Here is a 26,965-nt window from a genome sequence, read left to right as displayed (position 1 = left end):
CGTTCCTTTTCTTGTCTGTTCGTCGTCAGGCCGCGGCGGGCGTCAGCTTCTGGCCCAGCCCGCCGTCGACGGTGAGCCGCGCGCCGGTCGTGAAGGTCGCCTCGAAGGCGAAGAACAGCACCGCGCGCGCCACCTCGTCGGCGGTGCCGTGGCGCCGCATCGGCGTGATCTGGTCACCCAGCCGGATGAACTCCGCGCGCTCCTCCGGCGTCGCGTCGGCAACGCCTAGCGTGGGCGTGTCGATGAAGCCGGGGCTCACCACGTTCACACGGATGCCGCGCGCCAGCAGCTCCGCCGCGAAGCCGGAGGCGAAGGAGCGCAGCGCGGCCTTGGTCGCGCTGTAGACGCTCAGGCCGTGCATGCCGCCTTCATCCGCGATGGACGAGGTGACGACGATGGAGCCACCCTCGCGGATCAGCGGTGCGAGGCGCTGCACGGTGAAGAAGGGGCCCTTGGTGTTGATCGCGAAGGCGCGGTCGTAGCCGGCCTCCGTCACCTGGTCGAAGGGCTCCAGCGTGGAGATGCCCGCGTTGATGTGCAGCAGGTCGATCTGGCCGAAGCGCTCGCGCACGGTGGCTGCCAGCGCGTCGATGTCGGCCAGCGAGCCTGCGTCGGACGCCAGCACATGGGCACCCGAGCCGAGCGTGCGCCGCGCGGATTCGAGGTTCCCGGGGTTGCGCCCGGTCACCAGCACCTCGGCACCGCCCGCGAGCAGCGCCTGCGCTGTCGCGAGGCCCATGCCGATGGTTCCGCCGGTGATGACGGCCTTCTTGCCGCCGTAGATGTTCGTCATGATTCGCTTGCCTTTGAGTGGATGAAGTTCAAGGCTGCGAATGATCCGGATCGGTGCCCGCCGGGTCGCGCACGTTCGGCCGCGCCGGAGCACGAACGGACGACGCCGTGCGATGCCGTGAAGCACCGCGCTCGATAATGTTCCGATGAGCGACACCGATCTCGACACGAGCCTGCGCGTGGACCTGCGCGAGACGCCCGGCGGCATCGTCGGCTACGACGCGCTGCCCGATCACCGCATCAAGCTGCACATCGGCGGACCGGTGGCTGGCGCCTGCAGGCTGCACAACTTCCTGTACACGCGCGGCGATCTCGACATCCTGCCGGCGGGCATCACCGACGTCTGGCACGAGGAAGCGCCGAGCACCTCGGTCGTCGTGCGCATGCCGCCCGTGCTGCTGAAGCGCACCGCCGAGGAGATGGGGCTGCCGCCCGAGCGGGCCGTGCTCGACCAGCGCCACCAGTTCCGCGACGCGCGCATCGAGCACGTCGCATGGGCGCTCGACGCCGAGCGGCGAGCGGGCTTTCCCAACGGCAGGCTCTACACCGACAGCCTGGGCACGGCACTCGCGGTGCAACTGCTCGCGGGGCAGGAAGCCGCCGCAGGCACCGCATCGACGCAAGGACTGACGCGGCCGCAGCTGCGCCGCGTGACCGAATTCATCGAGGCGAATCTCGACGGCGATCTTTCGCTGGCCGCGCTGGCCGACATTGCCGGCCTCAGCGCATCGCACCTGAAGACGCAGTTCAAGCGCTCCATCGGCCTGCCGGTGCACGAGTACGTGGTGCACCGCCGCGTAGACCGCGCGCGCGGCCTGCTGCTGCGCAGCGAGATGCCGGCGAGCATGGTCGCCCTGGAGAGCGGCTTCTCGCACCAGAGCCACATGGCGCGCTGCATGCGCCGCGTGCTCGGCGTCACGCCTGGCGAGGTGCGGCGCGCGGCGGCCTAGCCGGGCTCAGCGCTCTGTGTCGTCGAAGCCGCCGAAGGCGATGTCCGGCGCGCTCGTGTTGTGCTTCGACGGCAGGCTGCGGCCGAAGCGCACCTGCGTGGCTTGAAGGCTCTTCACCTCCGGCAGCGGCAGCACCTGCTGCGCGGCACCGGGCGATGCCTGCCAGCGCACTTCGCTCACGTCGGCGTTGTCGGGCGTGACGTACATCGAGCGCAGCACCGCGAAGGGCTGGGCGCTTGCCGTCGGTTTCGACAGCGTCACGTCGAGCGCGGTGCGCGTGCGGCTGATTTCGTCGACCTTCACCGCGGCGCTGCCGCCATCGGTGAAGCGCACGTGGATGGCCAGCGGCCGGGGCACGATGCGGATCGACGCGATGTTCACGACCGGCCGCGCGGCCGCCTCGACCGGGCCGAGCAGGAAGGACGAGCCGTACACGCCGTCGCCGAAGCGCGGCTCGGGCAGCGGCTTGATGCGCCAGTAGCCGTCGGACGGATAGAGCACGATGGCTTCGAGCGCCTTGCCGTTTTCCTTCCTGAACACCTGCAGCAGGTGGAAGCCGCGGTCCTTGCGCTTGCCCACCTGCACGGGCACGCGCTGCGGGCGCCAGAAGCTCGGCAGCGTCATGCCGACGACGCGCCACTGGGCGTTGTCCATCAGCACCACGGTGCGCTTGCGGAAGCGGTAGGCCGGGTCGGTGGGGTGAGCGCCGCCGTCGAAATTGCAGCCCGAGAAGTCGGGGGCGGTGACGTCGTTGCCGATCTTGTCGAGGTAATCGGGCTGCAGCGCCTCGATGCGCATGCGGCGGATGCCTTCGCCGCGCAGGGTGAGCGAGACGTTGTCTTCCTCGGCGCAGGCGGTGGTGGTGGTGCCGTTCTCGACGGTGGCGGCGACGGGGGCTGCATGGGCCGGGCCGGTGGCGGCCAGCAGCAGGGCGGCCAGGGCGCCGGGAAGAAGCGCGATGCGCGCGGCGGTCGAAAGGGGCATCGGGTCTCCGGTAAGAGGAAAGGGGCGAGTGCGTTACTCGCGGCGCGCGATGAGATCGCTGAACAGCTTATGTTCGCATTCCGGGTCGGAGCATTTCTCGCAAGGCCATGACCACGAGGCGGGCTTCGCGTCGGACCGGGCGCGCGTGCGCGGCCGGCCCTCGTTGCCCGCGATGGAGACGATGGCGTTCCAGGCGTTCGCGAGCCGCTCGCCGCCTGTGCCGTGCACGACCGCGTACGAGAGCTTCGCGCGCGCGAGCGCGGCGCGCACCAGCGTGTCGGTCGGCTGCTGCGCATGCGGGCCGTCGCGCATGTCGTCGGCGACCCAGGGCAGGTCGAGCGCGGTGAGCAGCGTGATCGCATAGCGCCGCTGGGCCGCCAGCGCGCTGTCGTAGAGCGTGGTGTCGGCGAAGAGCTGTTCGCTGTAGACGGCGGTCATGAGCGCCGTCGTGTCGGCCACCACCACGCCGGTGGCCGCGGCCATCGCGATGCGGCGGGTCTGCTCGTCGGCGATGGCCTGCTGCTCGTCGGGGCGCGGCGTGCGGCCTTCGCGCTCGCACCATTCGCGCAGGTATTCGCTCACCAGCGTCACGGGCACGCCGCGGTCGTGCAGGCGCTGCGCGATGGCGCGGGCCAGTTCGGTCTTGCCGGTGCTCTCGGCGCCCACGAGGGCGATGACGCAGCCGGTCGGCAGCACGGGAGTCATGCGCGCGCAGCCCCGGCAGAGGGCATGCGCTGGCGCCAGGCGAGGTAGCCGGCCACGCTGAGCACGGCGAACACCGCGTACAGCCCCACGGTGAGCCACAGGCCCTTGTGGATGAAGAGGCCCACGCTCACGACGTTCACCGCCAGCCAGATCAGCCAGTTCTCGATGAACTTGCGCCCGAGCAGGAATTGGCCGACCAGGCTCAGGCCGGTGGCGAAGCCGTCCCACCAGGGCACGTCGGTGTCGGTGAAGCGGCGCAGGAAGAGGGCGACCGCCGGCCATGCGAGCGTGCAGGCCAGCAGCGTGAGCGCGATGCCGCGCGACGAAAGCCGACTGACGCGCAGCGCGCTGCCGTCGGCCCGGTGGCCGCGCAGCCATTGCGCCCAGCCCCAGAAGGCGACGAGCGCGAAGAAGACCTGCAGCGAGGCGTCACCGTAGATGCGCGCCTTGGCGAACACCGCCACGTAGAGCAGCGAGCTGACGATGGCCAGCGGCCATCCCCAGTGGATCTCGCGCATGTTGCAGCCGACCATGGCGAGCGCCAGCGTCGACGCGACGAGCTCGAGCCAGCTCACGGGAGAGCCCCACAGCATGAACGCGGGGGCCGAGAGTAGCTCGGTCATCGGCTCGGCGGACGAAGAAAGAAAAGGGGAGGGAGGGGCGAGGGAAGGCCGAGGTCAGTGCGCGATCTGCACGAACACTTCGTTCGGCTTGACCATGCCGAGCTCGGCGCGCGCCCGTTCCTCGACCATCTCGAGGCCGTCCTTGAGGTCGTTGACCTCGGAGCTCAGGCGCTCGTTGTTCAGCGCGGCCTTGGCGTTGGCTTCCTTCTGGTCGGCCAGCTTGGTCCGCAACTGGGCCACGTCGCGCACGCTGCCGCGCCCGTTCCACAGCTGCCACTGCAGGATGGCCAACAGGAGCAGCAGGACGATCGGAGGAACGAGGCGGGCGCGCATGCCGCGTGGCGTCCGGGCGTTACTTCAGGTTGTAGAACGCGCCGCGGCCGGGGTAGACGGCGATGTCACCCAGGTCTTCCTCGATGCGCAGCAGCTGGTTGTACTTGGCGATGCGGTCCGAACGCGAGAGCGAGCCGGTCTTGATCTGGCCGGCGTTGGTGCCCACGGCGATGTCGGCGATGGTGCTGTCCTCGGTCTCGCCCGAGCGGTGCGAGATCACGGCGGTGTAGCCGGCGCGCTTGGCCATCTCGATGGCGGCGAAGGTCTCGGTCAGCGTGCCGATCTGGTTGATCTTGATCAGGATCGAATTGGCGATGCCCTTCTCGATGCCTTCCTGCAGGATCTTGGTGTTGGTGACGAACAGGTCGTCGCCCACCAGCTGCACGCGCTTGCCCAGGCGTTCGGTCAGGTGCTTCCAGCCGTCCCAGTCGCCTTCGTGCATGCCGTCCTCGATGCTGATGATCGGGTACTTGTCGACCCAGGTCGCCAGCATGTCGGTCCAGCTCTCGGACGTGAGCGAGAGGTTTTCGCCCGACAGCACGTACTTGCCGTCCTTGTAGAACTCGCTGGCCGCGCAATCGAGGCCCAGGGCGATCTGCTCGCCGGCGGTGTAGCCTGCCTTGTCGATGGCTTCCAGGATCAGCTGGATGGCCGCTTCATGGCTCTCGACGCTGGGAGCGAAGCCGCCTTCGTCGCCCACTGCCGTGCTGATGCCGCGGTCGCCCAGGATCTTCTTCAGTGCATGGAACACTTCGGCGCCGTAGCGCACTGCCTCGCGGAAGCTCTTGGCGCCCACGGGGATGATCATGAATTCCTGCAGGTCGAGGCTGTTGTTGGCGTGCGCGCCGCCGTTGATGACGTTCATCATCGGCACTGGCAGCTGCATGCCGCCCATGCCGCCGAAGTAGCGGTACAGCGGCAGGCCCGACTCCTCGGCCGCGGCGCGGGCCACGGCCATCGAGACTGCGAGGGTGGCGTTGGCACCCAGGCGGCCCTTGTTGTCGGTGCCGTCGAGGTCGATCATCGTGCGATCGAGGAAGGCCTGTTCGCTGGCGTCGAGGCCCAGCACGGCTTCCGAGATCTCGGTGTTGATGTTCTCCACGGCCTTGAGCACGCCCTTGCCGAGGTAGCGGCTCTTGTCGCCGTCGCGCAGCTCGATGGCTTCGCGCGAGCCGGTCGATGCGCCCGAGGGCACGGCCGCGCGGCCCATGGTGCCCGATTCGAGCAGCACGTCGCACTCGACGGTGGGATTGCCTCGGCTGTCGAGAATTTCGCGGCCGACGATGTCAACGATTGCACTCATCTTCTGTCTTTCTCTTTCTGGTCTCTTTGGGCGGATGAATAGATGGGGGAACGGGTCGGAGGGAGCGGAAGGATCAGAGGCCTTCGACGGCGATCATGTTCATGATCGCTGCGCCGGCACGCGCCTCGCGCGCCTTCAGGTACTCGGGCGTCTCGTAGAAGGCCTTGGCCTTCTCGAAGCTGGGGAACTTGAGGATCACGACGCGCGTGGGCTTCCAGTCGCCTTCCAGCGGCTGGATCTGCCCGCCGCGCACGCACACCTCGGCGCCGTGCGCCTGCATGGCGACGGTCGACCACTTGCGGTATTCCTCGTACTGCGTCGGGTTGGTCACCTCGACCTGGGCGATGACGTATCCGCTGCTCATGCAACAGCCTTCAGTGCCTTGTTGGTGCTGCCCGCGCCCTTTTCCTTGTGCTCGAGCGCAGCCTTGATGAAGGCGTTGAACAGCGGGTGGCCACCCCACGGGGTCGACTTGAACTCGGGATGGAACTGCACGCCCATGAACCACGGGTGCACGTCCTGCGGCAGTTCGACGATCTCGGTCAGGTGCTCGCGCTGCGTGAGCGCGGAGATCACCAGGCCGGCGTTGCGCAGCTCGTCGAGGTAGTTGACGTTGGCTTCGTAGCGGTGGCGGTGGCGCTCGGTGACCACGTCGCCGTAGATGCTGTGGGCCAGCGTACCGGGCGAGACGTCGGAGCTCTGCGCGCCCAGGCGCATGGTGCCGCCGAGGTCGGACTTCTCGTCGCGCGTCTTCACCGTGCCGTCGCGGTCCTTCCACTCGGTGATCAGCGCGATCACGGGGGTGGGCGTCTCGGGGTCGAACTCGGTGCTGTTGGCGTTCTTCAGGCCGGCCACGTGGCGGGCGTATTCGATGGTGGCGACCTGCATGCCCAGGCAGATGCCGAGGTAGGGCACCTTGCCTTCGCGGGCGAAGCGGGCGGCCGAGATCTTGCCTTCCACGCCGCGCTGGCCGAAGCCGCCGGGCACCAGGATGGCGTCGTACTTGGCCAGGCGCGACACGTCCTGCGCCGAGATGGTCTCGGAGTCGATGTAGTCGATCTTCACGCGGGCATGGTTCTTCATGCCGGCGTGGCGCAGGGCTTCGTTCAGCGACTTGTAGCTGTCCGACAGGTCGACGTACTTGCCGACCATGGCGATCGACACTTCCTTTTGCGGATGCTCGACTTCGTACACCAGTTCGTCCCAGCGCTGCAGCTTGGCGGGCGGGGTGTTGATACGCAGCTTGTCGCAGATCAGGCCGTCCAGGCCCTGCTCGTGCAGCATGCGGGGCACCTTGTAGATGGTGTCCACGTCCCACATCGAGATCACGCCCCATTCGGGCACGTTCGAGAACAGCGAGATCTTGGCGCGCTCGTCGTCGGGAATCGGGCGGTCGGCGCGGCAAAGCAGGGCGTCGGCCTGGATGCCGATTTCGCGCAGCTTCTGCGCGGTGTGCTGCGTGGGCTTGGTCTTGAGCTCACCGGCGGCGGCGATCCAGGGCACGTAGCTCAGGTGAACGAAGGCCGAGTTGTTCGGGCCCATGCGCAGGCTCATCTGGCGCACGGCCTCCAGGAAGGGCAGCGACTCGATGTCGCCCACGGTGCCGCCGATTTCGACGATGGCCACGTCCACCTCGTGCGCCGTGCCGATGCCGGCGCCGCGCTTGATGTATTCCTGGATCTCGTTGGTGATGTGCGGGATCACCTGCACCGTCTTGCCGAGGTAGTCGCCGCGGCGTTCCTTCTCGAGCACGGTCTTGTAGATCTGGCCGGTCGTGAAGTTGTTGGCCTTGCGCATCCGCGTGTTGATGAAGCGCTCGTAGTGGCCGAGGTCGAGGTCGGTCTCGGCGCCGTCATCGGTGACGAACACTTCACCATGCTGGAAGGGCGACATCGTGCCGGGGTCGACATTGATGTACGGATCGAGCTTGATGAGGGTGACTTGGAGGCCGCGCGATTCGAGGATCGCGGCGAGCGAGGCGGAGGCGATTCCCTTGCCAAGGGAAGAAACGACACCACCGGTGACGAAGACAAATTTGGTCATGCCAGTTCCGGACGCTGTGAATCCGGGCAGTGGGAAATTGCGATTATAGGTGTGCCCTTCGCGACACCTTCCGCCAAGGGCTTGTTGCCGTGGGGCGGATGGCATGTGAGCAACAATACGCCCCATGCAAGATCTCGCCGGCAAACACATCGTTCTGGGCCTCACAGGGGGCATCGCCTGCTACAAGTCGGCCGAGCTGTGCCGCCTGTTCGTCAAGGCGGGCGCGACCGTCCAGGTGGTCATGACGGAGGCGGCCGAGCAGTTCATCACGCCCGTGACCATGCAGGCGCTCTCGGGGCGTACCGTCTACACCTCGCAGTGGGACACGCGCGAGCCCAACAACATGCCGCACATCAACCTGAGCCGCGAGGCCGACGCGATCGTGCTGGCGCCCTGCAGCGCCGACTTCATCGCCCGGCTGGTGCAGGGTCGCTCCGACGACCTGCTGAGCCTGATGTGCCTGGCCCGCCCCATGGACCGCATCCCGCTGCTGATCGCGCCGGCCATGAACCGCGAGATGTGGGTCCATCCGGCCACGCAGCGCAACCTGATGCGGGTGGCGGCCGACGGCGCGACCGTGCTGGGCGTGGGCAACGGCTGGCAGGCCTGCGGCGAAACCGGCGATGGCCGCATGCTGGAGCCGGCGCAGCTGCTGGAGGACATCACGGCTTTCTTCGCCCCCAAGTTGCTGGCGGGGCAGAAGGTGCTGGTCACGGCCGGCCCGACCTTCGAGGCGCTGGACCCGATCCGGGGCATCACCAACCATTCGTCCGGCAAGATGGGCTTCGCCATTGCCCGGGCGGCCCGCGAGGCGGGCGCCGAGGTCACGCTGGTGGCCGGTCCGGTGCACCTGTCCACGCCGCGCGGCGTGACGCGCGTCGACGTGCTCTCGGCGCAGGACATGCTCGAAGCCACGACCCGTGCCGCGCAGAGTGCTAGCATTTTTGTAGCTACAGCCGCCGTTGCCGACTGGCGGCCGGCCGCCCAGAGCGACCAGAAGATCAAGAAGGACGGCAGCGGCAAGACGCCGGTGCTCGATTTCGTCGAGAACGCGGACATCCTCCTCACGGTGGCGAAGAGCGAACGGGCGCAGTCGAAGAAGCTCTTCTGCGTGGGCTTCGCCGCCGAGAGCGAGAACCTCGCCGAACACGCCAAGGCCAAGCGCGAGCGCAAGGGCATCCCGCTGCTGGTGGGCAACATCGGCCCGCTGACCTTCGGACAGGACGACAACGCGATGCTGCTGGTGGACGCCAAGGGCGTGCGCGAGCTTCCCCGCGCGCCCAAGCTCACGCTGGCGCGCGAACTCATGGCCGAGATCGCGGCCCGGCTTCCCGACTGGAGGGTCTGATGAATCCCCAATGGAACACGCCGCCGAACGGCGATTTCGCGCGCTATGTGGAGCGGCTGGCCGCGCAGGCGGCGCTGCCGAAGCGAGCTGCTTCGCCCGGTGAGCACGGCCTCGACGTCGGCATGACGCAGACCTCCGGCCCGCAGCAGGGGCAGGGGCCCGTCACGGCCGCGATGCAGCGTGCCGAGCTGCCGAACGGCGAGGTGCCGAAGAAGCAGCCGGGCTCATTCGACCCGGCGCTGCTCAAGGTGCTGGGCGCCGTCGGCGCGGTGGTGTTCCTCGTGCTGTGGGCCGCGGGCGTGCCGTTCGGCGTGCTGGTGCTGCTCGCGGCGCTGGCCATGTGGTTCGGCAGGAAATTGAAGGGCGTGAAGCTCACCCCGGGCGTCGCCAAGTGGCAGCAGGTGCTCGAAGAGGCAGCCCGAAAGCAAAGAGAACAGCAACAGAAGCAAGGCAACAACTAAGTGAAAGTCGACGTCCGAATCCTCGATCCGCGCATGGTGGATCAACTCCCCGCGTACGCCACCCCCGGAAGCGCCGGCCTCGACCTGAGAGCCTGCCTCGACGCTCCCATCACGCTGGAGCCCAACGGCTGGCAGCTGGTGGGCACCGGCATCGCAATCCACCTGGCCGACCCGGCCTACGCGGCGCTGATCCTTCCTCGCTCGGGGCTGGGCCACAAGCACGGCATCGTGCTGGGCAATCTCGTCGGCCTGATCGACAGCGACTACCAGGGCGAGCTGAAGATCAGCGCCTGGAACCGTAGCGACACGCCCTTCGTGCTGAACCCGATGGAGCGGCTGGCGCAACTGGTGATCGTGCCCGTGGTGCAGGCGCAGTTTCGAGTGGTCACGGAATTTGCACCTACGCAACGTGGCGAGGGCGGATACGGCTCCACCGGCAAACATTGAGCGGATCTTGAAGGCCGGGAAGGGCCGGAAGGGGATCTGCAGGGTTTCCGGGCGGTAAAGAACGGAACCGGCACGGGCCGCGCGGCCTCGAAGGTTTCAGTGTGTGAACGGCGTCATCGCGGCGGATGCTGCGGCGTTAGTCAGGCACACGCAGGGTGCATGCATTCATCATCCGTGCACCGTTCTTTCCGAGGAGCCTCCCAACATGAAGATCTCAACGCGCTTTGTTTCCGTCACCGCTTCCGTGCTGGCCCTGGCCACGCTCACGGCGTGCGTGGCCCCGGCGCCGGTCTACCAGACCTCGCGCTACCCCTACCAGGCGCCCCCGCAGGCCATCCAGTACCGTGAAGCCTCCTACGTCGAGTACGGCCACGTAGCCAACATCGAGGTGCTGCGCAGCGAAACCGCCGGCACCGGCACCACGGGCGGCGGTGCCGTCGCCGGTGGCGTGATCGGCGGCGTGGTGGGCAACCAGTTCGGCCGCGGCAACGGCCGTGCCGCGGCAACCGCGCTGGGCATCGTCGGTGGCGCCCTGCTGGGCAACACCATCGAGGCGCAGCAGAACGGCCCGCGCGCCTACGAAATCTACCGGGTGTCGGTGCAGACCGACCGAGGCGGCTACCGCGCCTTCGACGTGCAGAACCCCGGCGACCTGCGCATCGGCGACCGCGTGCGCATCGACAACGGCCAGATTTCTCGCATGTAGGCAAACCCGATCATCCATCGGGACACAAAAAAGCCGGGCACTGCCCGGCTTTTTTCATGGGTGCTGCGCGGCGGTCAGTGCAGCGTCTGGTTGCCCGGCGCCATCGGCGCGACCTTGAAGAAGCCCGTGCCCGCTGTGCCGCGGCCCACTTCTTCCTCCGTGGCCTCGCGCACCGAGCGCACCGTGATGTCGAGCCGGATCGCGATGCCGGCCAGCGGGTGGTTGCCGTCGAGCACCAGGTGGTCGGGGTAGATTTCGGCCACGGTGTAGATCGTGTCCTTGGGAATGTCGCCGCTCACGCCCTTGGGCAGGGCGGAGCCGTCGAAGGTCATGCCTTCTTCGGTGCCTTCGGGGAAGAGGGAGCGCGGCTCCAGGAAGAGCAGCTGGTCGTTGAAGTCGCCGAAGCCCTGCTCGGGCTCGATCTGCAGTTGCACCCGGGCGCCGGGTTCATGGCCCTGCAGGGCCGCTTCGATCACGTCGAAGAGATCGTCGCCGCCGATCAGGAATTCGACCGGCTCGTCGAGCACGTCCAGCACGTCGCCGAGCGTGTCTTTCATCGTCCAGGTCAGGCCGACCACGCATTGTTCAGAGATTTCCATTGCAGAATTCTCCCATGGAGATTAACGAACCGCTGCCCTTGCTGGGCGGCCTGAGCGCCGCGCAGTTCATGCGGCGGCATTGGCAGAAGAAACCCTTGCTCGTGCGGCAGGCGATACCCGCGATGGTGCCACCGATCGAGCGTTCCGAGTTGTTCGCGCTTGCCGAACGCGAAGATGTCGAATCGCGCCTGATACGCCACGGCAAGGCCGGCTGGTCGCTCAAGCACGGGCCGCTGGCCCGGCGCGCCCTGCCGCCGCTGAAGCAGTCGGCCTGGACGCTGCTGGTGCAGGGCGTCGACCTGCATCACGAGGGCGTGCACCAGTTGCTGCGGCAGTTCCGCTTCCTGCCCGACGCCCGGCTCGACGACCTGATGATCAGCTACGCGAGCGACACCGGCGGCGTCGGCGCGCATTTCGACAGCTACGACGTGTTCCTGCTGCAGGCGCAGGGGCGACGCCGCTGGTCCATCGGCAAGCAGAGCGACCTGCGCCTGCAGCCTGGGCTGCCGCTCAAGATCCTCGAGAACTTCGAGCCCGAGCAGACCTTCGTGCTCGAGCCCGGCGACATGCTCTACCTGCCGCCGCGCTATGCACACGACGGCGTGGCCGTGGGCGACGACTGCATGACCTGTTCCATCGGCCTGCGTTCGTCGGCCGTGGGCGAGCTTGGTGCCGACCTGCTCGCGCGCATGGCGCAGGCCTATGCGGAAGACCTGGAAGACGCCGGCCCGGCCGAGCTGGCGCGTTACCGCGATCCGACGCAGCCCGCGGTTGATGCACCGGCCGCGATGCCCGCCGCGCTGCAGGGCTTCGCGCGCAAGGCCATCGAGGCCGCGCTGCGCGACCCCGATGCCATTGACCGTGCTCTAGGCGAGTCGCTCACCGAGCCCAAGGCCAACGTGTGGTTCGGCGAAGGCGGCGAGGCGCCCGACGCCATGCAGCACGTGAAGCTCGATCGCCGCACGCGCATGCTCTACGACGCGCGTCACATCTACATCAACGGCGAGAGCTTTCGCGCGGGCGGCGCCGACGCGACGCTGATGCGCAAGCTGGCCGACCGTCGCGAACTCGGCCCGCGCGAACTCGCGCGGGCCAGCGAAGGTGCCCTCGCGTTACTGGGCGAATGGTGCGAGGCAGGGTGGCTTCATGCCGGATGAGGCTCCTGCTCCTTCGCTGCCCGAAGGGCGCTTCGACGGCCGCGAAGCCTTTGACGTGCTCCTGCGCAATGCGCTGTCAGCCGCGGCGCGCGAGGGCTGGAAGGAGATCGTCTTCAGCGATATCGATTTCGCCGAGTGGCCCCTTGGCGAGCGCGCGACCATCGAGGCGCTGCAGGCCTGGTCGGCAAGTGGCCGCCGCCTGATGCTGCTCGCGCAGCGCTTCGACATTCTCGAACGTGGCCATGCGCGCTTCGTGTCGTGGCGTCGCATGTGGGACCACATCATCGAATGCCGCGCCAACGGCAAGGCCGCAGGCTCGGAAGTACCGAGCGCCATCTGGACGCCCACGTGGTTCGTGCACCGCATCGACCCCGAACGCAGCAGGGGCGTGAGCGGCACCGATTCGCGCGCGCGCCGCGAGCTGCGCGAGGCCATCGACGAATGCTGGCGCCTCGGGCGCCCCGCGTTTCCGGCATCGACGCTCGGCTTGTAAGCCAATGCCGCGAATGCGGCCGCGAGACATATTCGGGCGGATATGCAGGTCTAGAATTTTTTCGTTCCAGACCTTCATTGCCAAAGGAGATTCCATGAAGAAGTCATCATCCGTCCTGATCGCCTCGCTGATTGCCGCTGCCGCGCTCGTCGCCTGCGGGAAGAAGGAGGATGCAGCGCCGGCTGTCGTGACGCCGCCTCCTGCGCCCGTGACCGAACCAGCGCCTGCCCCCGCAGCTCCGGCACCTGCGCCATCGGCCGATCCGGGCACATCGTCTTCGTCCTCGACCACGCCGTCCCCGGGCGCGCAGTCCGCGCTCGACGCCGCGAATGCCGCCACCGAGGCCGCGAAGAAGAATGAAGCGCCGAAGCAGTAATCAGCGCTGCATCAGACATGCAAAAAGCCGCCATGAGGCGGCTTTTTTTTCTTAGGAGAGCGTGAGCGTCTTGTGCCTTGTAAGGGGCTGGGTGCTCAGACGTCGAGCCAGGGCGAGCCCCCTGCTGCCGTGGCGGTCAGCATCTCCGACTCGTTGCCACCCAGCGCTTCGGCCATGAGGCGCCGCACGATCTCGGGCCGGTTGTTCTGCTCGCTCAGATGTGCCGCGACGACGTGCCGCAGGCCGTCGTGAAGAAGCGCGCGCGCGATCTCCGCTGCGGCGGTGTTCGACAGGTGCCCGTAGTTGCCGCCCACGCGGTGCTTGAGAAAGGGCGGGTAGCTCGAGTTGGCCAGCAACTCGCTGTCGTGGTTGAACTCCAGCAGCAGCGAATGCACACCGCCCAGCCTGGCCAGCACATGAGCGGTGGCGTGACCCAGGTCGGTCAGCACGCCCAGGGTGCGGTTGCCGTCGGTACAGCGCAATTGCAGCGGTTCGCGCGCATCGTGCGGAACGGTGAAGGGCTGCACGCAGATGTCGCCGACCGTGAACTCGGCATCGTCGCGCGCCAGGTTCAGCAAGCCCTCGAAGTCGCGCCCGCCGGTGGCGAGCCACGTGCCTTCGCTCATCCAGACGGGAATGCGGTTGCGCCGCGACAGCGAATGGGCGCAGCCGATGTGGTCGCCGTGCTCGTGGGTCACGAAGACCGCATCGATGTCGCTGGCTGCAAGGCCCGCCTGGGCCAGGCGCAGGTCGAGCTGCTTGAGGCCGAAGCCGCAGTCGACGAGGAGGCGGGAGGTGCGGCCGCCGCTGGTCGTCTCGACCAGCGCGGCGTTGCCCGTACTGCCGCTGCCGAGGCTTCGGAAGCGGAGCATGCGGGTTATCTCAGGTCGTCGGCGATGACCTTGACGATGCGCTCGGCATTGGCCGAGGTTTCGGGCGCGCCGGCTTCGTTGAGCACCGACACCGTGGTGGCTTCGCCCTGGCCCTTGACCGAGATGCGGAACTTCGCAGGCGCCTCGGTCTTGCTCGAGCCACCGAACAGCTTGCCGAAGAAGCCGGGTTCCTTCTTGTCGGGGTTCGGCGGCACGTAGCGCACGTAGTAGAGGCCGGCGCTGCGGTCGCGGTCTTCCACGGTGAAGCCGGTGCGGTCGAGCGCGAGGCCGACGCGGCGCCATGCGCGGTCGAAGCCTTCGCTGATCTGCACGACCGGCTGGTTGCCGACCTTGGAGATGGTCGCGGTCTTGGGCGTCGCGGTGGTCGCGGCCAGGATCTTCGACTGCTCCTGCGACACGCCGAGCTTGACCATCAGGCGACGGAGGAATTCGGTCTCGAGTTCAGGATCGCTCGGGCGGGGCTGCCACACGGTCTGGTCCTGGCGGGAGTTGTTGTAGACCTCCTGCATGCCGCGGTGGCTGATGAAGATCTCGGTGCCGGTACCGGTGGTGCTGCGCTCCAGGCGGGTGCGGAAGCGGTCGAGTTCGCCGGTCGAGTAGACCGAGTCGACCAGCTTGCCCAGAGTGCCGCGGATGATGTCCTGCGGCAGCTTGGCGCGGTTCTCGGCCCAGTCGGTTTCCATGATGCCCAGGTTGCGCTGGTCGGTGGTCAGCAGGAAGCCGTTTTCCTGCCAGAAGTCCTTCACCGGATCCCAGAGCTGGTCGGGGGTGCGGTTGACGACGATCCAGCGCTGCGTGCCCGAGCGCTCCATGCGCACGTCGCCGATGTTGGCCACCGCGGTGGGGATGCCGGGGGCGTTGGCGATGCCTGCCTGGTAGGAGTTGGCCGTCACGGCGCCGCCGGGGATGGCGTAGCGGTTGTCGCGCGAAAGCTGGGAGAGATCTGGTGGGACTTCGAGCGTCGGGGCCTTGCCTGCGCTCTTGTAGTCGATCTTGTCGCTCTCGAGGACGGAGCAGGCGGCGAGGCTGGCAACGAGGGCCAGCAGTGCAAGTCGCGAAATGTTCTTCAACGTCGTCTTCCTTGTTGGAATGGTTCGGTCAATCTAGGGGCCGCAGTGCCCGCCGCCATCTCTGAGCGCGGTTCGGGCAAAAGGTTGCTTAACCTTGCTGCGGCCAGGGGAAAGGCGGGTCCGGGACGTGCTGGAGAGGAGTGCTCAGCCCTTCAGCAGGCCGGTGGCGCGCAGGGCGCCTTCGACCGCGGGGCGGCTCGCTTCGCCGAGTTCGGTGAGCGGCAGGCGCAGCGCGCCGCCGCACAGGCCGAGCCGTGCCATCGCCCACTTCAGCGGGATCGGATTGGGCTCGACGAACAGGTTGCGATGCAGCGGCATGAGCTCGAACTGGAGTTCCATGGCGCGCTTCACGTCGCCCGCCAGCGCTGCCACGCACAGCTCGTGCATCTTGCGCGGCGCGATGTTGGCCGTGACGCTGATGTTGCCCTGGCCGCCGCAGAGCATGAGCGCGACCGCGGTCGGGTCGTCGCCGGAATAGACGGCGAAGTTCTTCGGCACTTCGCGGATGAGCCACTGGGCCCGCTCGATGTTGCCGGTGGCTTCCTTGATGCCGATGATGCCGGGCACCTGCGCCAGGCGCAGCACGGTGTCGTGCGCCATATCGGCGACGGTGCGGCCGGGCACGTTGTAGAGCACGATGGGCAGGTCGCCCACGGCCTCGGCGATGGCCTTGAAGTGCTGGTACTGGCCTTCCTGCGTGGGCTTGTTGTAGTACGGCACGACCTGGAGCTGGGAGTCGGCGCCGACGCCCTTGGCGAACTTGGCGAGCTCGATGGCTTCCTTGGTGGAATTCGCGCCGCAGCCGGCCATCACGGGCACGCGGCCCTTGGCCTGCTCGACCGAGACACGGATGATTTCGCAGTGCTCCTCGACATCGACCGTCGGCGACTCGCCGGTGGTGCCGACCACGCCCAGGCAGTCGGTGCCTTCTTCGATGTGCCAGTCGATGAGTCGCCGCAGGGCGGGGTAGTCGACACTGCCGTCGTCGTGCATCGGCGTGACGAGCGCGACGATGCTGCCTGTCAGTTGCTCCAAGGGGAATCTCTTTGTCGGTGGACGAAAGCGCCGATTCTACTTACTCCGGCGCCCCGCCAGACAGCGGCCCCGGGCCCCTTAGTTTCCCTTAAGGAAGTGGCGCGCCGGCAGCCCGGAGTCGGCCACGGCCGGGCGGACGGCGGCGATGCGCTGCACGAATCGTTCCGGCTGCGCGATGAAGCCGTCCTCGTACGCCACCACGCGCATTCCGGCGCAGGCCGCCAGCAGCTCGCCCGGCTGCAGCAGGAAGTCGGCCCGCGAGGGCTTGCCGACGGTTTCGTTGCCCGCGGCGAAAGTCTCGTAGAGCAGCACGCCGCCCGGCGCGACCGCGTCCACGATGTCGGCCATGCGCGGCCGCCACAGGTAGTTGGTGACGATCACGGCCCCGAAGGCCTGGCCGGTGAAGGGCCATGGGCCGGATTCGATGTCGGCCTCGACGACCCGGCCGAAAGCGCCGGCAGCCTCGACGGCTTCAGGAGACCGGTCGACACCGGTGACCGCGTGCTCGCGTCCGGCGAACCACTTCATGTGCCGCCCGCCGCCGCAGGCCACGTCCAGCACGCCGGCTTCGGGGGCGAGCAGGTGCGACCAGCGGACGATCCATTCGGAAGGGGCAGCCAGGCCGTGCATCGGTGCTATTTCTTTCATAGCAAATCGTAGCTCAGAAGCAGGACCAGATCTGGTCGACCAGCGTCACGAGGAAGTCGGGATGCACGTACAGCGCGAACACGCCGCCCAGCACCGCCAGCGCGGCGGCCAGCCAGCCCGCGTGGACGACGTGATGGCGCATTCGAGGAGTCATGGCCCCGATTCTTGCGCAACCGGGCCGATCAGACGGTGGCGCCCGCCGGCCGCGGCGAAGGGCGCGAGATCGCGCTTTCCTTCACCGGCAGGTTGACCACCGCCGCGAACACGCCCAGGGCGATCGCGATGTACCAGACGATGTCGTAGCTGCCCGTGGTGTCATACAGATAGCCGCCCAGCCACACGCCCAGGAACGAGCCGACCTGGTGGCTCAGGAACACGAAGCCGCTGAGCATCGAAAGATGCGCCACGCCGAAGATGCCCGCCACGATCGCGTTGGTCGCAGGCACCGTGGAAAGCCACAGGAAGCCCATCGCGGCGGAGAAGAGATACACGCTCATCGGCGAGATGGGCGCCATCAGGAAGAGCGCGATCGACACCGCCCGCGCGAAATAGATGGCCGCCAGGATCTTCCGCTTGGCCAGCTTCTGCCCCAGCAGCCCCACCGTGTAGGTGCCGAACACGTTGAAGAGCCCGATCAGCGCCAGCGCGTAGCCGGCCACCTCGGCCGGCAGGCTGCGGTCGCGCAGGTAGGTCGGCATGTGGATGCCGATGAAGGCCAGCTGGAAGCCGCAGACGAAGTAGCCCGCCATCAGCAGGCCGAAGCTCGGGTACCGGAAGGCCTCGCCGACCGCCTGCATCACCGACTGCTCGCGGTGCCCGGCCTGCGCCGCCGTCTTCGGCTCGCGCAGCCCGAAGGCCAGGGGAACGATCACCAGCGCCAGCACCGCCACCACGGCCAGCGCCGTCTGCCAGCCCAGGTGGCCGATCAGCCGTCCCTCGATGGGCGCCATCAGGAACTGACCGAAGGAGCCGGCCGCGGCCGCCACGCCCATGGCCCACGAGCGCCGCTCGGCCGGAATCTGCCGCCCGATCACGCCGTAGATCACCGCGTAGGTCGAGCCCGCCTGCGCCGCGCCGATCAGGATGCCCGCGCTCAGCGTGAAGAGCAGCGGCGTCGGCGAATGCGCCATGCCGAAGAGCCCCAGCGCATAGAGCAGCGAGCCGCCGATCAGCACCCGGAACGCGCCGAACCTGTCGGCCAGCATGCCCGCGAACACGCCGAAGATGCCCCAGGAAAGATTCTGGATCGCCAGCGCGAAGGAAAAGGTCTGCCGGCTCCAGTCCTGCGCCTGAGTGATCGGCTGAAGCCAGAGGCCGAAGCCGTGGCGTATGCCCATCGACAGCGTGACGATCATCGCCCCGCAGAAAAGGACTTGCTTGACCGAGAGCGCGGGGGCGGAGGGGGATTGCATGACTTCGAATGTAACGATTCGCCTGCTCCGGCAGGTGGCGTGGCGGCCGGAGCCATTGATGATTTATCCGCGGCTTTTCGATGCGCATGTCGCATCAAAGCGCGGCCTGTATGAACATCCAGTTGTTTTGGCGGCGACTGACTACAATTCGCCCCCATGGCGACTCCCCCCAAGACTCCCCCCAGCTCATCGTCCGCATCCTCCGGCTACTCGGAAGGCTCCATCCGCGTGCTCAAGGGCCTCGAGCCCGTCAAGCAGCGCCCGGGCATGTACACCCGCACCGACAACCCGCTGCACATCATCCAGGAAGTGCTCGACAACGCCGCCGACGAGGCGCTGGCGGGCCACGGCAAGAAGATCAAGGTCACGCTGCACATCGACGGCTCGGTCAGCGTCGAGGACGACGGTCGGGGCATTCCCTTCGGCCTGCACCCCGAAGAGAAGGCCCCCGTGGTCGAGCTGGTCTACACCCGGCTGCATGCCGGCGGCAAGTTCGACAAGGGCTCCGGCGGCGCCTACAGCTTCTCGGGCGGCCTGCACGGCGTGGGCGTGTCGGTGACCAATGCGCTGTCGAAGCGTCTCGAAGTGGCCACGCACCGCGAGGGCTCGGTCGCCAGGCTGGCCTTCAGCGGCGGCGACGTGATCGAGCAGCTCGAAGTGCGCAAGCTGGAGGCCGGCGAGCGCAAGCAGGGCACCACTGTGCGCGCCTGGCCCGACGCCAAGTATTTCGAGACCGCCGCGCTGCCCATGGGCGAACTCACCCACTTGCTGCGCAGCAAGGCCGTGCTGATGCCCGGCGTGAGCGTCACGCTGGTCAACGAGAAGACCAAGGAAACGCAGCAGTGGCTCTACAAGGGCGGCCTGAGCGACTACCTGATGCAGACGCTCAACGGCGACCCGGTCATTCCGCTGTTCGAGGGCAGCGGCCATGCCGACAAGAACGCCGACAACTTCGCCGAGGGCGAGGGCGCCGACTGGGCCGTGGCCTTCACCGAGGAAGGCCAGCCGGTGCGCGAGAGCTACGTCAACCTGATTCCCACCAGCGCCGGCGGCACGCACGAAAGCGGCCTGCGCGACGGCCTGTTCACCGCGGTGAAGAGCTTCATCGAGCTGCACTCGCTGCTGCCCAAGGGCGTGAAGCTCCTGCCCGAGGACGTGTTCGCGCGCGCCTCGTACGTGCTGAGCGCCAAGGTGCTCGACCCGCAGTTCCAGGGCCAGATCAAGGAGCGCCTGAATTCGCGCGACGCCGTGCGCCTCGTGTCGAGCTTCGTGCGCCCTGCGCTCGAGCTGTGGCTCAACCAGCACGTCGACTACGGCCGCAAGCTGGCCGAACTGGCCATCAAGGCCGCGCAGACGCGCCAGCGCGCCGGTCAGAAGGTCGAGAAGCGCAAGGGCTCCGGCGTGGCCGTGCTGCCCGGCAAGCTGACCGATTGCGAGAGCAAGGACACCAGTCACAACGAAGTCTTCCTGGTCGAGGGCGATTCCGCCGGCGGCAGCGCCAAGATGGGTCGCGACAAGGAGAGCCAGGCCATCCTGCCGCTGCGCGGCAAGGTGCTCAACACCTGGGAAGTGGAGCGCGACCGTCTCTTCGCCAACACCGAAATCCACGACATCTCGGTGGCCGTGGGCGTCGATCCGCACGGCCCCAACGACACGCCCGACATGAGCGGCCTGCGCTACGGAAAGATCTGCATCCTGAGCGATGCCGACGTGGACGGCTCGCACATCCAGGTGTTGTTGCTCACGCTTTTCTTCCGGCACTTTCCGAAACTCATCGAAGCCGGCCATGTGTATGTCGCGAAGCCGCCATTGTTCCGGGTCGACGCCCCCGCGCGCGGCAAGAAACCGGCCTCCAAGGTCTATGCTCTGGACGAAGGCGAACTGACCGCCACGCTGGACAAATTGCGCAAGGACGGCGTGCGCGAAGGCGCCTGGAGCATCAGCCGCTTCAAGGGCCTGGGCGAAATGAGCGCGGAACAATTGTGGGAAACCACGCTCAATCCGGACACCCGGCGCCTGATGCAGGTCCAATTGGGCCGGTTCGATTTCACGTCCACCCAGGGCGAAATCACCAAGCTGATGGGCAAGGGCGAAGCGGCGGCGCGGCGCGAGCTCATGGAGTTGCGCGCCGACGATGTCGATATCGACGTCTGATTCCGGCCGGAACATTTCTCACGACAGGGCATGAACGGGCACAAGATCATTTGCGGTTCGCTGGCAGGGGCTTGCGTTGCTGGAGCGGCAGGACTGCTGCTGGCTCAGCGCGACCCGGTCGGGCAGGCCGCGAACATGTTCTTCGCCGGTGTCTGCATCCTGCTGGCATTCGTGTTCGTCTGGATGGGTTGGTGGGATGACGCGGTGAACGACAACGCCGAGCCCGGCAGGATCGAGCGCGTTGTCGCCACCACATGGCTCTGGATGCGCCGCGTTCTTTGCTGGAGTGCCGCGCTGGTCTTCCTGGGGATGGCCGTGTCGATGATCCTCAATGGCGTCGTACTCGAGCACATGCCCGTCTTCCTCATCGTTCTTGCATTGGGCGGCATGTCGCTCTGGGTCGGGCTGAAGGGTGGCGGCCAGGTTCAAAGCATGGGTGACGATGCCGCAGTCCACGCCGAGCGCCGCAAGCGCTACGGCTGGTGGTTCTGAGCACAGGCCCCGCATCGCCATGACACGCTGGTTCCGTCCGTTCATGCTGTGCGCAGCCCTCGTGCTGTCGCTGCAGGGCGCGCACGCCGCCGACATCTACGGCTACATCGACAGCAAGGGCAACGCGCACTTCGCTTCCGAGAAGATCGACGAGCGCTACCAGATCTTCTTCCGCGGTGGCCAGAGCTTCGACACCGCCAAAGGCATCTCCCCGCTGGGCCGTGGCGCCGGCAGGCTCGACGGCAAGGTGCCGGCCGCCTCGCAGAGCCTGCTTGCCATGTTCGAGGCCTCGCCGAGCTACAAGACCGCCAAGTCGGCGCTGCGCGATGCGTCTAACAAGCACGACATCGACTACGAGCTGCTGCAGGCGCTGGTCGCCACCGAGTCGGGCTTCGACGCGCAGGCCGTCTCGCCCAAGGGGGCGATGGGCCTGATGCAGCTGATGCCTGCCACCGCGCAGCGCTACGGCGTGTCGGCGGACAAGCGCGCGACCATCGAGAAGAAGCTGTTCGACCCGCGCATCAACATCGCCGCCGGATCGCGCTATCTGCGTGACCTGATTGCGATGTTCCCGGGGCAGATCGAGCTCGCGCTGGCCGCCTACAACGCGGGCGAGGGCGCGGTGCAGCGCGCGGGCAACAAGATCCCGAACTACAAGGAAACGCAGAACTACGTGCAGACCGTGCTGCAGCTCTATGCGTACCTGAAGCCCTCCGTTGCTGCGGGTGGCGGCGTTGCGCGCGGCGGCGGCAAGGCGCCCGGGCGCGTCCGCATGGAGCTGACGGTGCCGCAGGGCGGCGCGCTCGGCCGAGGCAACATGCCTTCAGACGCGCCGCGCAGCATGCCGACCATGCCCGACATACCCGAGCCATCGGCGGTGCCCACAGGCGCGGCCGATGCACCACCGGGCACGCCGTTGTCCTGATCGACCGGAGTAGGGAGGAGACCATGCACCGTCGAAGCTTCGTTCTCGCGACCGCCGCCGGCATGGTGGCGGGCACGGCGCGTGCGCAGCATCCGGCCACGCACGACACGCTGCCGGCCGTGCCCTCGTCGGCCGAGCCCTATGCGCGACTGCAGGGCGGCGTGCCGCACCACATGACGCCCGAGCAGGAGGCCCAGCGCTTCACCGAGAGTTCCGCGCCGCCCGGTCCGCAGGGGCGCTGGGAGCCGCGCGCGGCGCTGCCGATCCCGCGCAGCGAGATGGCCTGGGCCACCGCCGCGATGGGCCGCATGCACGTGGTCGGCGGGTACGGCGAAGGCAAGGTCAACCGCGACTACCACCACATCTACGACCCGAAGGCCGACCGCTGGCTCGACGGCGCGCCATTGCCGCGAGGCGCCAACCACGTGGCGGTGACGGCCGACGGCGGCCGGGTCTATGCGCTTGGCGGCTTCGTCGAGCAGAACCGCCGCTCGGACACCAACGCCTACGTCTACGACATCGCCGCCAACCGCTGGAGCGCCATCGCGCCGCTGCCGCGCCCCCGTGGCGCTGCCGCCGCCGTGATGCTCGACGGCGCGCTGCACCTGATCGGCGGTGCCTCGGAGCCCGCGGCGGAGCGCGCGAGCGTCGGCTGGCACGAGGTCTACGACCCCAAGGCCGACCGCTGGTCGGCACGCAAGCCGCTGCCCGGTGCGCGCGACCACGTGGGCTGCGTGTCGCACGGCGGCCAGATCCACGTGATCGGCGGGCGCTTCAACACCTTCGAATACAACACCGACCTGCACCACGTCTACCTGCCCGCACGCGACACCTGGGAGCTGCGCTCGCCGCTGCCCACCGCGCGCTCGGGCCACGGGCTCGTGGTGTATCGCGGCCGCTTCTTCGCCATGGGCGGGGAGGGCGGCATCCTCGTCAACGGCGTGCCGCGCCAGGCGAAGGTGTTCGGCCAGATGGAAAGCTACAACCCCGTCGACGACACCTGGCAGCGACACGCCCCGATGACCACGCCGCGCCACGCCGTGGGCGCGGCCGTCATCGGCGACTGGGTCTACGTCGCCGGCGGCGGCGCGGTGCTCGGCGGCGCCGTGCAGTCCGCCGTCCACGAAGCCTTTACTCTGGGCTGAGCGCGCAGCCTGCAGCCACAACAACAGTTTTTCTCACCAGTTCTTTCATGGATTCCCAACCTCCGCTCGATCTACTCGGTCCCACCGACGGCGACACCACCCTGACCCTCGCCGACTACGCCCAGACCGCCTACCTCGAATACGCGCTCAGCGTGGTCAAGGGCCGCGCGCTGCCCGATGTGTCCGACGGCCAGAAGCCGGTGCAGCGCCGCATCCTGTACTCGATGTCGCGCATGGGCCTGGGCTTCGGCGGCACCAACGGCACCGTGGGCGCCAAGCCCGTGAAGAGCGCGCGCGTGGTCGGCGACGTGCTCGGCCGCTTCCATCCACACAGCGACCAGGCCGCCTATGACGCGCTGGTGCGCATGGCGCAGGACTTCTCGCAGCGCTATCCGCTGGTCGACGGCCAGGGCAACTTCGGCAGCCGCGACGGCGACGGCGCCGCGGCCATGCGCTACACCGAAGCACGGCTGGCGCGCATCACCAGCCTGCTGCTCGACGAGATCGACGAAGGCACGGTCGACTTCATTCCCAACTACGACGGCAGCACCGAAGAGCCGCGCCTGCTGCCCGCGCGGCTGCCGTTCACGCTGCTCAACGGTGCGAGCGGCATCGCGGTCGGCCTCGCCACCGAAATCCCGAGCCACAACCTGCGCGAGATCGCCGATGCGTGCGTGGCGCTGATCAAGTCGAACGGCAAGCTCAGCGAGGAAGAACTCTTCGCCATCGTGCCCGGCCCCGACTATCCGGGCGGCGCGCAGATCATCAGCAGCCCGACCGACATCGCCGACGCCTATCGCACCGGCCGCGGCTCGCTCAAGGTGCGTGCGCGCTGGAAGATCGAAGAGCTGGCGCGCGGCCAGTGGCAGCTCGTGGTCAACGAGCTGCCGCCGGGCGTGAGCTCGCAGCGCGTGCTGGAAGAAATCGAGGAAATCACCAATCCCAAGGTCAAGGCCGGCAAGAAGGCGCTGAGCGCGGAGCAGACGCAGCTCAAGGCCGCGATGCTGTCGGTGCTCGACGTGGTGCGCGACGAGTCCAGCAAGGACGCCGCCGTGCGCCTGGTGTTCGAGCCCAAGACCTCGCGCATCAGCCAGGAAGAGTTCATCACCACGCTGCTCGCGCAGACCTCGCTCGAGACTTCGTCGCCGATCAACCTCACGATGGTCGGCATCGACGGCAAGCCCACGCAGAAGTCGCTGCGCCAGATGCTCAACGAGTGGATTGCCTTCCGCGAGATCACCGTCGAGAAGCGCTCACGCCATCGCCTGGGCAAGGTGCAGGATCGCATTCACATCCTCGAGGGTCGGCAGCTGGTGCTGCTGAACATCGACGAGGTGATCGCGATCATCCGTACGGCGGAAGACCCGAAGGCGGCGCTGATTGCGCGCTTCAACCTCAGCGAGGTGCAGGCCGAGGACATCCTCGAAATCAGGTTGCGCCAGCTTGCGCGGCTCGAAGCCATCAAGATCGAGCAGCAACTCAAGGAACTGCGCGAGGAACAGAAGAAACTCGAGGACATCCTCGCCAGCCCCGCAGCCCTGCGCCGCCTGCTGGTGAAGGAGATCGAAGCCGACGCCAAGACCTTCGAAGACGCGCGCCGCACGCTGATCCAGGCCGAGAAGCGCGCCGTGGCCGAGGTGAAGGTGGTCGACGAGCCCGTCACCGTCATCGTGTCGCAGAAGGGCTGGGTCCGCGCGCAGAAGGGCTGGGCCAGCGAGAAGGCGGCCGGCAACGGAAACGGCGCGGCGCCCGAATACAGCTTCAAGTCGGGCGACGCGCTCTACGAGGCCTTCGAATGCCGCAGCGTCGACACGCTGCTGGTGTTCGGCAGCGCCAAGGACAAGAGCGTGCGCGTCTACACCGTGCCCGTGGCCTCGCTGCCGGGCGGGCGTGGCGACGGCCAGCCCGTCACCACGCTCATCGAACTGGAGGCCGGCACGCACGTCACGCACTTCTTCACGGGCCCGGTGGGCGCCAGCCTGCTGCTGGCGAACACCGGCGGCTACGGCTTCATCGCCACGGTCGAGAACATGATGTCGCGCCAGCGCGGCGGCAAGGCCTTCATCGACGTGGGCGAAGGCGAGCAGCTGTGCCGTCCGTCGCTGGTGGGCGGTGCGAGCGGCGCCGAGCCGATGCCTGCGGCCACGCACGTGGCCTGCGCCTCGACGGGCGGACGCATCCTGACCTTCGACATCGCCGAGCTCAAGAGCCTGCCCAAGGGCGGCCGCGGCCTCACGCTGATCGACCTGGAAGCCAAGGACACCCTGGCCGGCGCGGCCGCCTACACGCGCAGCGTGAAGATCGAAGGCATCGGCCGCGGCGGCAAGGAGCGCGAGGAAACGCTGGAGATCCGCACGCTGAACAACGCGCGCGGCAGCCGCGCGCGCAAGGGCAAGGCGGCCGACCTCGGCTTCAAGCCGGCGAGCATCGTGCGGGTGCAATAGCCATGGGCGGCATCGACATCAGCGTCATCGGCGTCTTCATCGCCGTGGTTACCGGCATCGGCAGCTATGTGCTGGGCCGGCGCATGCGCGAGAAGCGGGCGGCGAAGAAGCGCGACAAGGACCGCATCGCCGCGCAGGCGAACGAAACGCGCCAGGTGCGGCGCGCCCGCGAGCGCAAGGAGCGCGGCGGGTAGTCCTCCGCCGGCTCAGGAAGGGAAGGGCCGATCAGCGCAGATCGGTCCACCAGCGCGTGTTGGTGCGCGCTGCGCCCACCGTCACCACCTCGCCGATCACCGGCGTGGCCAGTTCGATCTTTTTGGCCTCAGTGAGGGCCGCGATGCGGTCCAGCGGATCGCGCCAGGCGTGGAAGGCCAGGTCGAAGGTGCTGTTGTGCACCGAGAAGAACACCTTTCCGCGCAGGTCCTCGAAGGCCTGCACGCTCTGCTCGGGCGTCATGTGCACGGCGGGCCACATGCTGTCGTAGGCGCCGTTTTCCATCAGCGCGATGTCGAAGCCGCCGAAGCGATCTCCGATCTGCTTGAAGCCCGGAAAGTAGCCCGAGTCGCCGCTGTAGAAGATGCGCTGGTCGCCGCTTTGCACCACCCATGAGGCCCACAGCGTGCGGTCTCGGTCGCCCAGCGTGCGGCCCGAGAAGTGCTGCGCGGGCGTGGCGGTGAGCTTCACGCCGTCGTGCTCGCCCGACTGCCACCAGTCGAGCTCGGTCACACGCTCGGCCGGCACGCCCATCGCCACCAGCCGGGAGCGCACGCCCAGCGGCACGAAGTAGCGCTTCACGTCTTTCGAGAGGTACTCGATGGTCGCCACGTCGAGGTGGTCGTAGTGGTCGTGCGAGAGGATCACGCCTTCGATGGGCGGCAGTTCCTCGAGCGCGATCGGCGTCTTGTGAAAGCGCTTCGGCCCCGCCCATTGCACGGGCGACGCGCGGTCGCTGAACACCGGGTCGATCAGCCAGTACTTGTCGCGCAGCTTCAGCAGGTGCGAAGAGTGGCCCAGGCGCACCACGTGGTTGGTCTTCGTGTCGAGCGCGTCGAGCGCGGCCTTGTCCAGCGGCTTCACGGGAATGGGATCGACCGGCACGGTGTCGACCTTGCTGCCGACGATGAAGCGCGACCAGATGCGCCATGCGCTGGCCTGCGCGGGCAGGTCGGGGTTGGCCATGTTGTGGAAGCCGCCGTCCTTGAACTGGGGCGAGTTCTCGTAGCGCGTCTCGCCGCCCCCGGCGGCGCTGCAGCCCGCGACGAAGGCACAGCCGGCCGCGGCGAGCGCGGTGCCGCGGCGCAGGAGTTGGGGCAGGTAGGAGCCTTGCGAGCCCGGGTCTTCAGCCATGGGAGAGCCTTCTGGATTGTGTTTGTCGGATGGCCGGAGACTATCGAAGGCGCGTGTTTCAATGGTTTCAGCGATAGAAA

General features: G+C 67.8%; 30 protein-coding genes. 14 read left to right on the top strand and 16 right to left on the bottom strand.

Annotated features, from left to right (window positions below; genetic code table 11):
- Positions 1-25 precede the first annotated feature (25 nt).
- Complete coding sequence (locus tag ABL840_RS26270) at positions 26-793, bottom strand: SDR family oxidoreductase (protein ID WP_093303945.1); 768 nt, start codon at positions 791-793, stop codon at positions 26-28.
- Positions 794-938: 145 nt separating this feature from the next.
- Here ABL840_RS26270 and ABL840_RS26265 point away from each other — a divergent pair, with 145 nt between their 5' ends.
- Positions 939-1,742 carry an AraC family transcriptional regulator gene (locus tag ABL840_RS26265; protein WP_093303947.1) on the top strand — a complete coding sequence of 268 codons (804 nt, stop codon included), beginning with the start codon at positions 939-941 and terminating at the stop codon, positions 1,740-1,742.
- 6 nt (positions 1,743-1,748) lie between these two features.
- Here ABL840_RS26265 and ABL840_RS26260 read toward each other — a convergent pair whose 3' ends face one another.
- The 7 genes from ABL840_RS26260 to ABL840_RS26230 form a co-directional block, all read right to left on the bottom strand.
- Positions 1,749-2,726 (bottom strand): hypothetical protein, encoded by a 978-nt coding sequence (locus tag ABL840_RS26260; RefSeq protein WP_093303949.1) that lies wholly within the window; start codon positions 2,724-2,726, stop codon positions 1,749-1,751.
- 33 nt (positions 2,727-2,759) lie between these two features.
- Complete coding sequence (locus ABL840_RS26255) at positions 2,760-3,431, bottom strand: AAA family ATPase (RefSeq protein ID WP_093203195.1); 672 nt, start codon at positions 3,429-3,431, stop codon at positions 2,760-2,762.
- Entirely contained in the window at positions 3,428-4,054 is a 627-nt protein-coding gene (pnuC, locus tag ABL840_RS26250; protein ID WP_093303951.1) for a nicotinamide riboside transporter PnuC, read from the bottom strand. The genes ABL840_RS26255 and pnuC overlap by 4 nt, the downstream gene beginning before the upstream one ends.
- A gap of 54 nt (positions 4,055-4,108) precedes the next feature.
- Positions 4,109-4,387, bottom strand: a complete 279-nt coding sequence (ftsB, locus tag ABL840_RS26245; protein ID WP_093203189.1) for a cell division protein FtsB — start codon at positions 4,385-4,387, stop codon at positions 4,109-4,111.
- A 19-nt stretch (positions 4,388-4,406) separates the two neighbouring features.
- Entirely contained in the window at positions 4,407-5,690 is a 1,284-nt protein-coding gene (gene eno / locus ABL840_RS26240; RefSeq protein ID WP_093203187.1) for a phosphopyruvate hydratase, read from the bottom strand.
- Positions 5,691-5,763: 73 nt separating this feature from the next.
- Positions 5,764-6,054, bottom strand: coding sequence for a DUF1330 domain-containing protein (locus tag ABL840_RS26235; RefSeq protein ID WP_093203184.1), 291 nt, complete (start codon positions 6,052-6,054; stop codon positions 5,764-5,766).
- Positions 6,051-7,733, bottom strand: coding sequence for a CTP synthase (locus ABL840_RS26230; RefSeq protein ID WP_093303953.1), 1,683 nt, complete (start codon positions 7,731-7,733; stop codon positions 6,051-6,053). Before ABL840_RS26230 ends, ABL840_RS26235 begins: the two co-directional genes overlap by 4 nt.
- A 124-nt stretch (positions 7,734-7,857) precedes the next feature.
- Between ABL840_RS26230 and coaBC the strand changes: the two genes are divergently transcribed.
- The 4 genes from coaBC to ABL840_RS26210 all read left to right on the top strand — a co-directional run bounded on the left by coaBC (position 7,858) and on the right by ABL840_RS26210 (position 10,695).
- Positions 7,858-9,081: a bifunctional phosphopantothenoylcysteine decarboxylase/phosphopantothenate--cysteine ligase CoaBC gene (gene coaBC / locus ABL840_RS26225; RefSeq protein ID WP_093303956.1), complete on the top strand. Its 1,224-nt coding sequence runs from the start codon at positions 7,858-7,860 to the stop codon at positions 9,079-9,081.
- Positions 9,081-9,542, top strand: coding sequence for a hypothetical protein (locus tag ABL840_RS26220; RefSeq protein WP_093203177.1), 462 nt, complete (start codon positions 9,081-9,083; stop codon positions 9,540-9,542). Before coaBC ends, ABL840_RS26220 begins: the two co-directional genes overlap by 1 nt.
- Complete coding sequence (dut, locus tag ABL840_RS26215) at positions 9,543-9,989, top strand: dUTP diphosphatase (RefSeq protein WP_019655978.1); 447 nt, start codon at positions 9,543-9,545, stop codon at positions 9,987-9,989.
- Positions 9,990-10,194: 205 nt separating this feature from the next.
- Entirely contained in the window at positions 10,195-10,695 is a 501-nt protein-coding gene (locus ABL840_RS26210; protein ID WP_093303959.1) for a glycine zipper 2TM domain-containing protein, read from the top strand.
- Between the two features lie 74 nt (positions 10,696-10,769).
- On the opposite strand, the gene ABL840_RS26205 is transcribed toward ABL840_RS26210, so the two are convergent.
- Positions 10,770-11,294, bottom strand: a complete 525-nt coding sequence (locus tag ABL840_RS26205) for an FKBP-type peptidyl-prolyl cis-trans isomerase (RefSeq protein WP_093303961.1) — start codon at positions 11,292-11,294, stop codon at positions 10,770-10,772.
- A 14-nt stretch (positions 11,295-11,308) separates the two neighbouring features.
- Here ABL840_RS26205 and ABL840_RS26200 point away from each other — a divergent pair, with 14 nt between their 5' ends.
- The 3 genes from ABL840_RS26200 (at position 11,309) to ABL840_RS26190 (ending at position 13,320) form a co-directional block, all read left to right on the top strand.
- Entirely contained in the window at positions 11,309-12,451 is a 1,143-nt protein-coding gene (locus tag ABL840_RS26200) for a JmjC domain-containing protein (protein ID WP_093303964.1), read from the top strand.
- The gene (locus tag ABL840_RS26195) at positions 12,441-12,944 is read left to right on the top strand and encodes a hypothetical protein (RefSeq protein ID WP_093303965.1); all 504 of its coding nucleotides are present in this window, start codon (positions 12,441-12,443) and stop codon (positions 12,942-12,944) included. The genes ABL840_RS26200 and ABL840_RS26195 overlap by 11 nt, the downstream gene beginning before the upstream one ends.
- Positions 12,945-13,038: 94 nt before the next feature.
- Complete coding sequence (locus ABL840_RS26190; RefSeq protein WP_093203164.1) at positions 13,039-13,320, top strand: hypothetical protein; 282 nt, start codon at positions 13,039-13,041, stop codon at positions 13,318-13,320.
- A 95-nt stretch (positions 13,321-13,415) separates the two neighbouring features.
- Here the strand turns inward: ABL840_RS26190 and ABL840_RS26185 are convergent, their stop codons facing one another.
- The 6 genes from ABL840_RS26185 to ABL840_RS26160 form a co-directional block, all read right to left on the bottom strand.
- Complete coding sequence (locus tag ABL840_RS26185; protein WP_093203161.1) at positions 13,416-14,192, bottom strand: MBL fold metallo-hydrolase; 777 nt, start codon at positions 14,190-14,192, stop codon at positions 13,416-13,418.
- Positions 14,193-14,197: 5 nt separating this feature from the next.
- The gene (gene bamC, locus ABL840_RS26180) at positions 14,198-15,283 is read right to left on the bottom strand and encodes an outer membrane protein assembly factor BamC (RefSeq protein ID WP_093203159.1); all 1,086 of its coding nucleotides are present in this window, start codon (positions 15,281-15,283) and stop codon (positions 14,198-14,200) included.
- Positions 15,284-15,427: 144 nt separating this feature from the next.
- Positions 15,428-16,276 (bottom strand): 4-hydroxy-tetrahydrodipicolinate synthase, encoded by an 849-nt coding sequence (gene dapA / locus ABL840_RS26175; RefSeq protein WP_240652283.1) that lies wholly within the window; start codon positions 16,274-16,276, stop codon positions 15,428-15,430.
- 120 nt (positions 16,277-16,396) lie between these two features.
- The gene (locus tag ABL840_RS26170) at positions 16,397-16,966 is read right to left on the bottom strand and encodes a class I SAM-dependent methyltransferase (protein WP_093303970.1); all 570 of its coding nucleotides are present in this window, start codon (positions 16,964-16,966) and stop codon (positions 16,397-16,399) included.
- Positions 16,967-16,979: 13 nt separating this feature from the next.
- Positions 16,980-17,120: a hypothetical protein gene (locus ABL840_RS26165; protein WP_170217221.1), complete on the bottom strand. Its 141-nt coding sequence runs from the start codon at positions 17,118-17,120 to the stop codon at positions 16,980-16,982.
- A 28-nt stretch (positions 17,121-17,148) separates the two neighbouring features.
- Positions 17,149-18,378 carry an MFS transporter gene (locus tag ABL840_RS26160; protein WP_093303972.1) on the bottom strand — a complete coding sequence of 410 codons (1,230 nt, stop codon included), beginning with the start codon at positions 18,376-18,378 and terminating at the stop codon, positions 17,149-17,151.
- A 156-nt stretch (positions 18,379-18,534) separates the two neighbouring features.
- Here ABL840_RS26160 and ABL840_RS26155 point away from each other — a divergent pair, with 156 nt between their 5' ends.
- Genes ABL840_RS26155 through ABL840_RS26130 form a run of 6 tightly spaced genes read left to right on the top strand, consistent with a single transcriptional unit; the run spans position 18,535 to position 25,732 of the window.
- Positions 18,535-20,532 carry a DNA topoisomerase IV subunit B gene (locus ABL840_RS26155; protein WP_093303975.1) on the top strand — a complete coding sequence of 666 codons (1,998 nt, stop codon included), beginning with the start codon at positions 18,535-18,537 and terminating at the stop codon, positions 20,530-20,532.
- Positions 20,533-20,562: 30 nt separating this feature from the next.
- Entirely contained in the window at positions 20,563-21,024 is a 462-nt protein-coding gene (locus tag ABL840_RS26150; RefSeq protein WP_093303977.1) for a hypothetical protein, read from the top strand.
- A 19-nt stretch (positions 21,025-21,043) separates the two neighbouring features.
- Complete coding sequence (locus tag ABL840_RS26145; protein WP_093303980.1) at positions 21,044-21,949, top strand: lytic transglycosylase domain-containing protein; 906 nt, start codon at positions 21,044-21,046, stop codon at positions 21,947-21,949.
- A gap of 23 nt (positions 21,950-21,972) precedes the next feature.
- A complete protein-coding gene (locus ABL840_RS26140; RefSeq protein ID WP_093303982.1) occupies positions 21,973-23,094 on the top strand; it encodes a Kelch repeat-containing protein in 1,122 nt (373 codons plus the stop codon).
- Between the two features lie 47 nt (positions 23,095-23,141).
- The gene (gene parC / locus ABL840_RS26135) at positions 23,142-25,538 is read left to right on the top strand and encodes a DNA topoisomerase IV subunit A (RefSeq protein ID WP_093303984.1); all 2,397 of its coding nucleotides are present in this window, start codon (positions 23,142-23,144) and stop codon (positions 25,536-25,538) included.
- A 2-nt stretch (positions 25,539-25,540) separates the two neighbouring features.
- Positions 25,541-25,732 carry a hypothetical protein gene (locus tag ABL840_RS26130; protein WP_093303986.1) on the top strand — a complete coding sequence of 64 codons (192 nt, stop codon included), beginning with the start codon at positions 25,541-25,543 and terminating at the stop codon, positions 25,730-25,732.
- 31 nt (positions 25,733-25,763) lie between these two features.
- On the opposite strand, the gene ABL840_RS26125 is transcribed toward ABL840_RS26130, so the two are convergent.
- Positions 25,764-26,885: an MBL fold metallo-hydrolase gene (locus ABL840_RS26125; protein ID WP_093303988.1), complete on the bottom strand. Its 1,122-nt coding sequence runs from the start codon at positions 26,883-26,885 to the stop codon at positions 25,764-25,766.
- Between the last annotated feature and the right edge of the window lie 80 nt (positions 26,886-26,965).

It is taken from the genome of Variovorax sp. NFACC27, assembly GCF_048301545.1.
Classification (GTDB): domain Bacteria; phylum Pseudomonadota; class Gammaproteobacteria; order Burkholderiales; family Burkholderiaceae_C; genus Variovorax; species Variovorax gossypii.
Note: the sequence above shows the minus strand (reverse complement) of the source record. Positions and strands in the feature narration are given on the sequence as shown.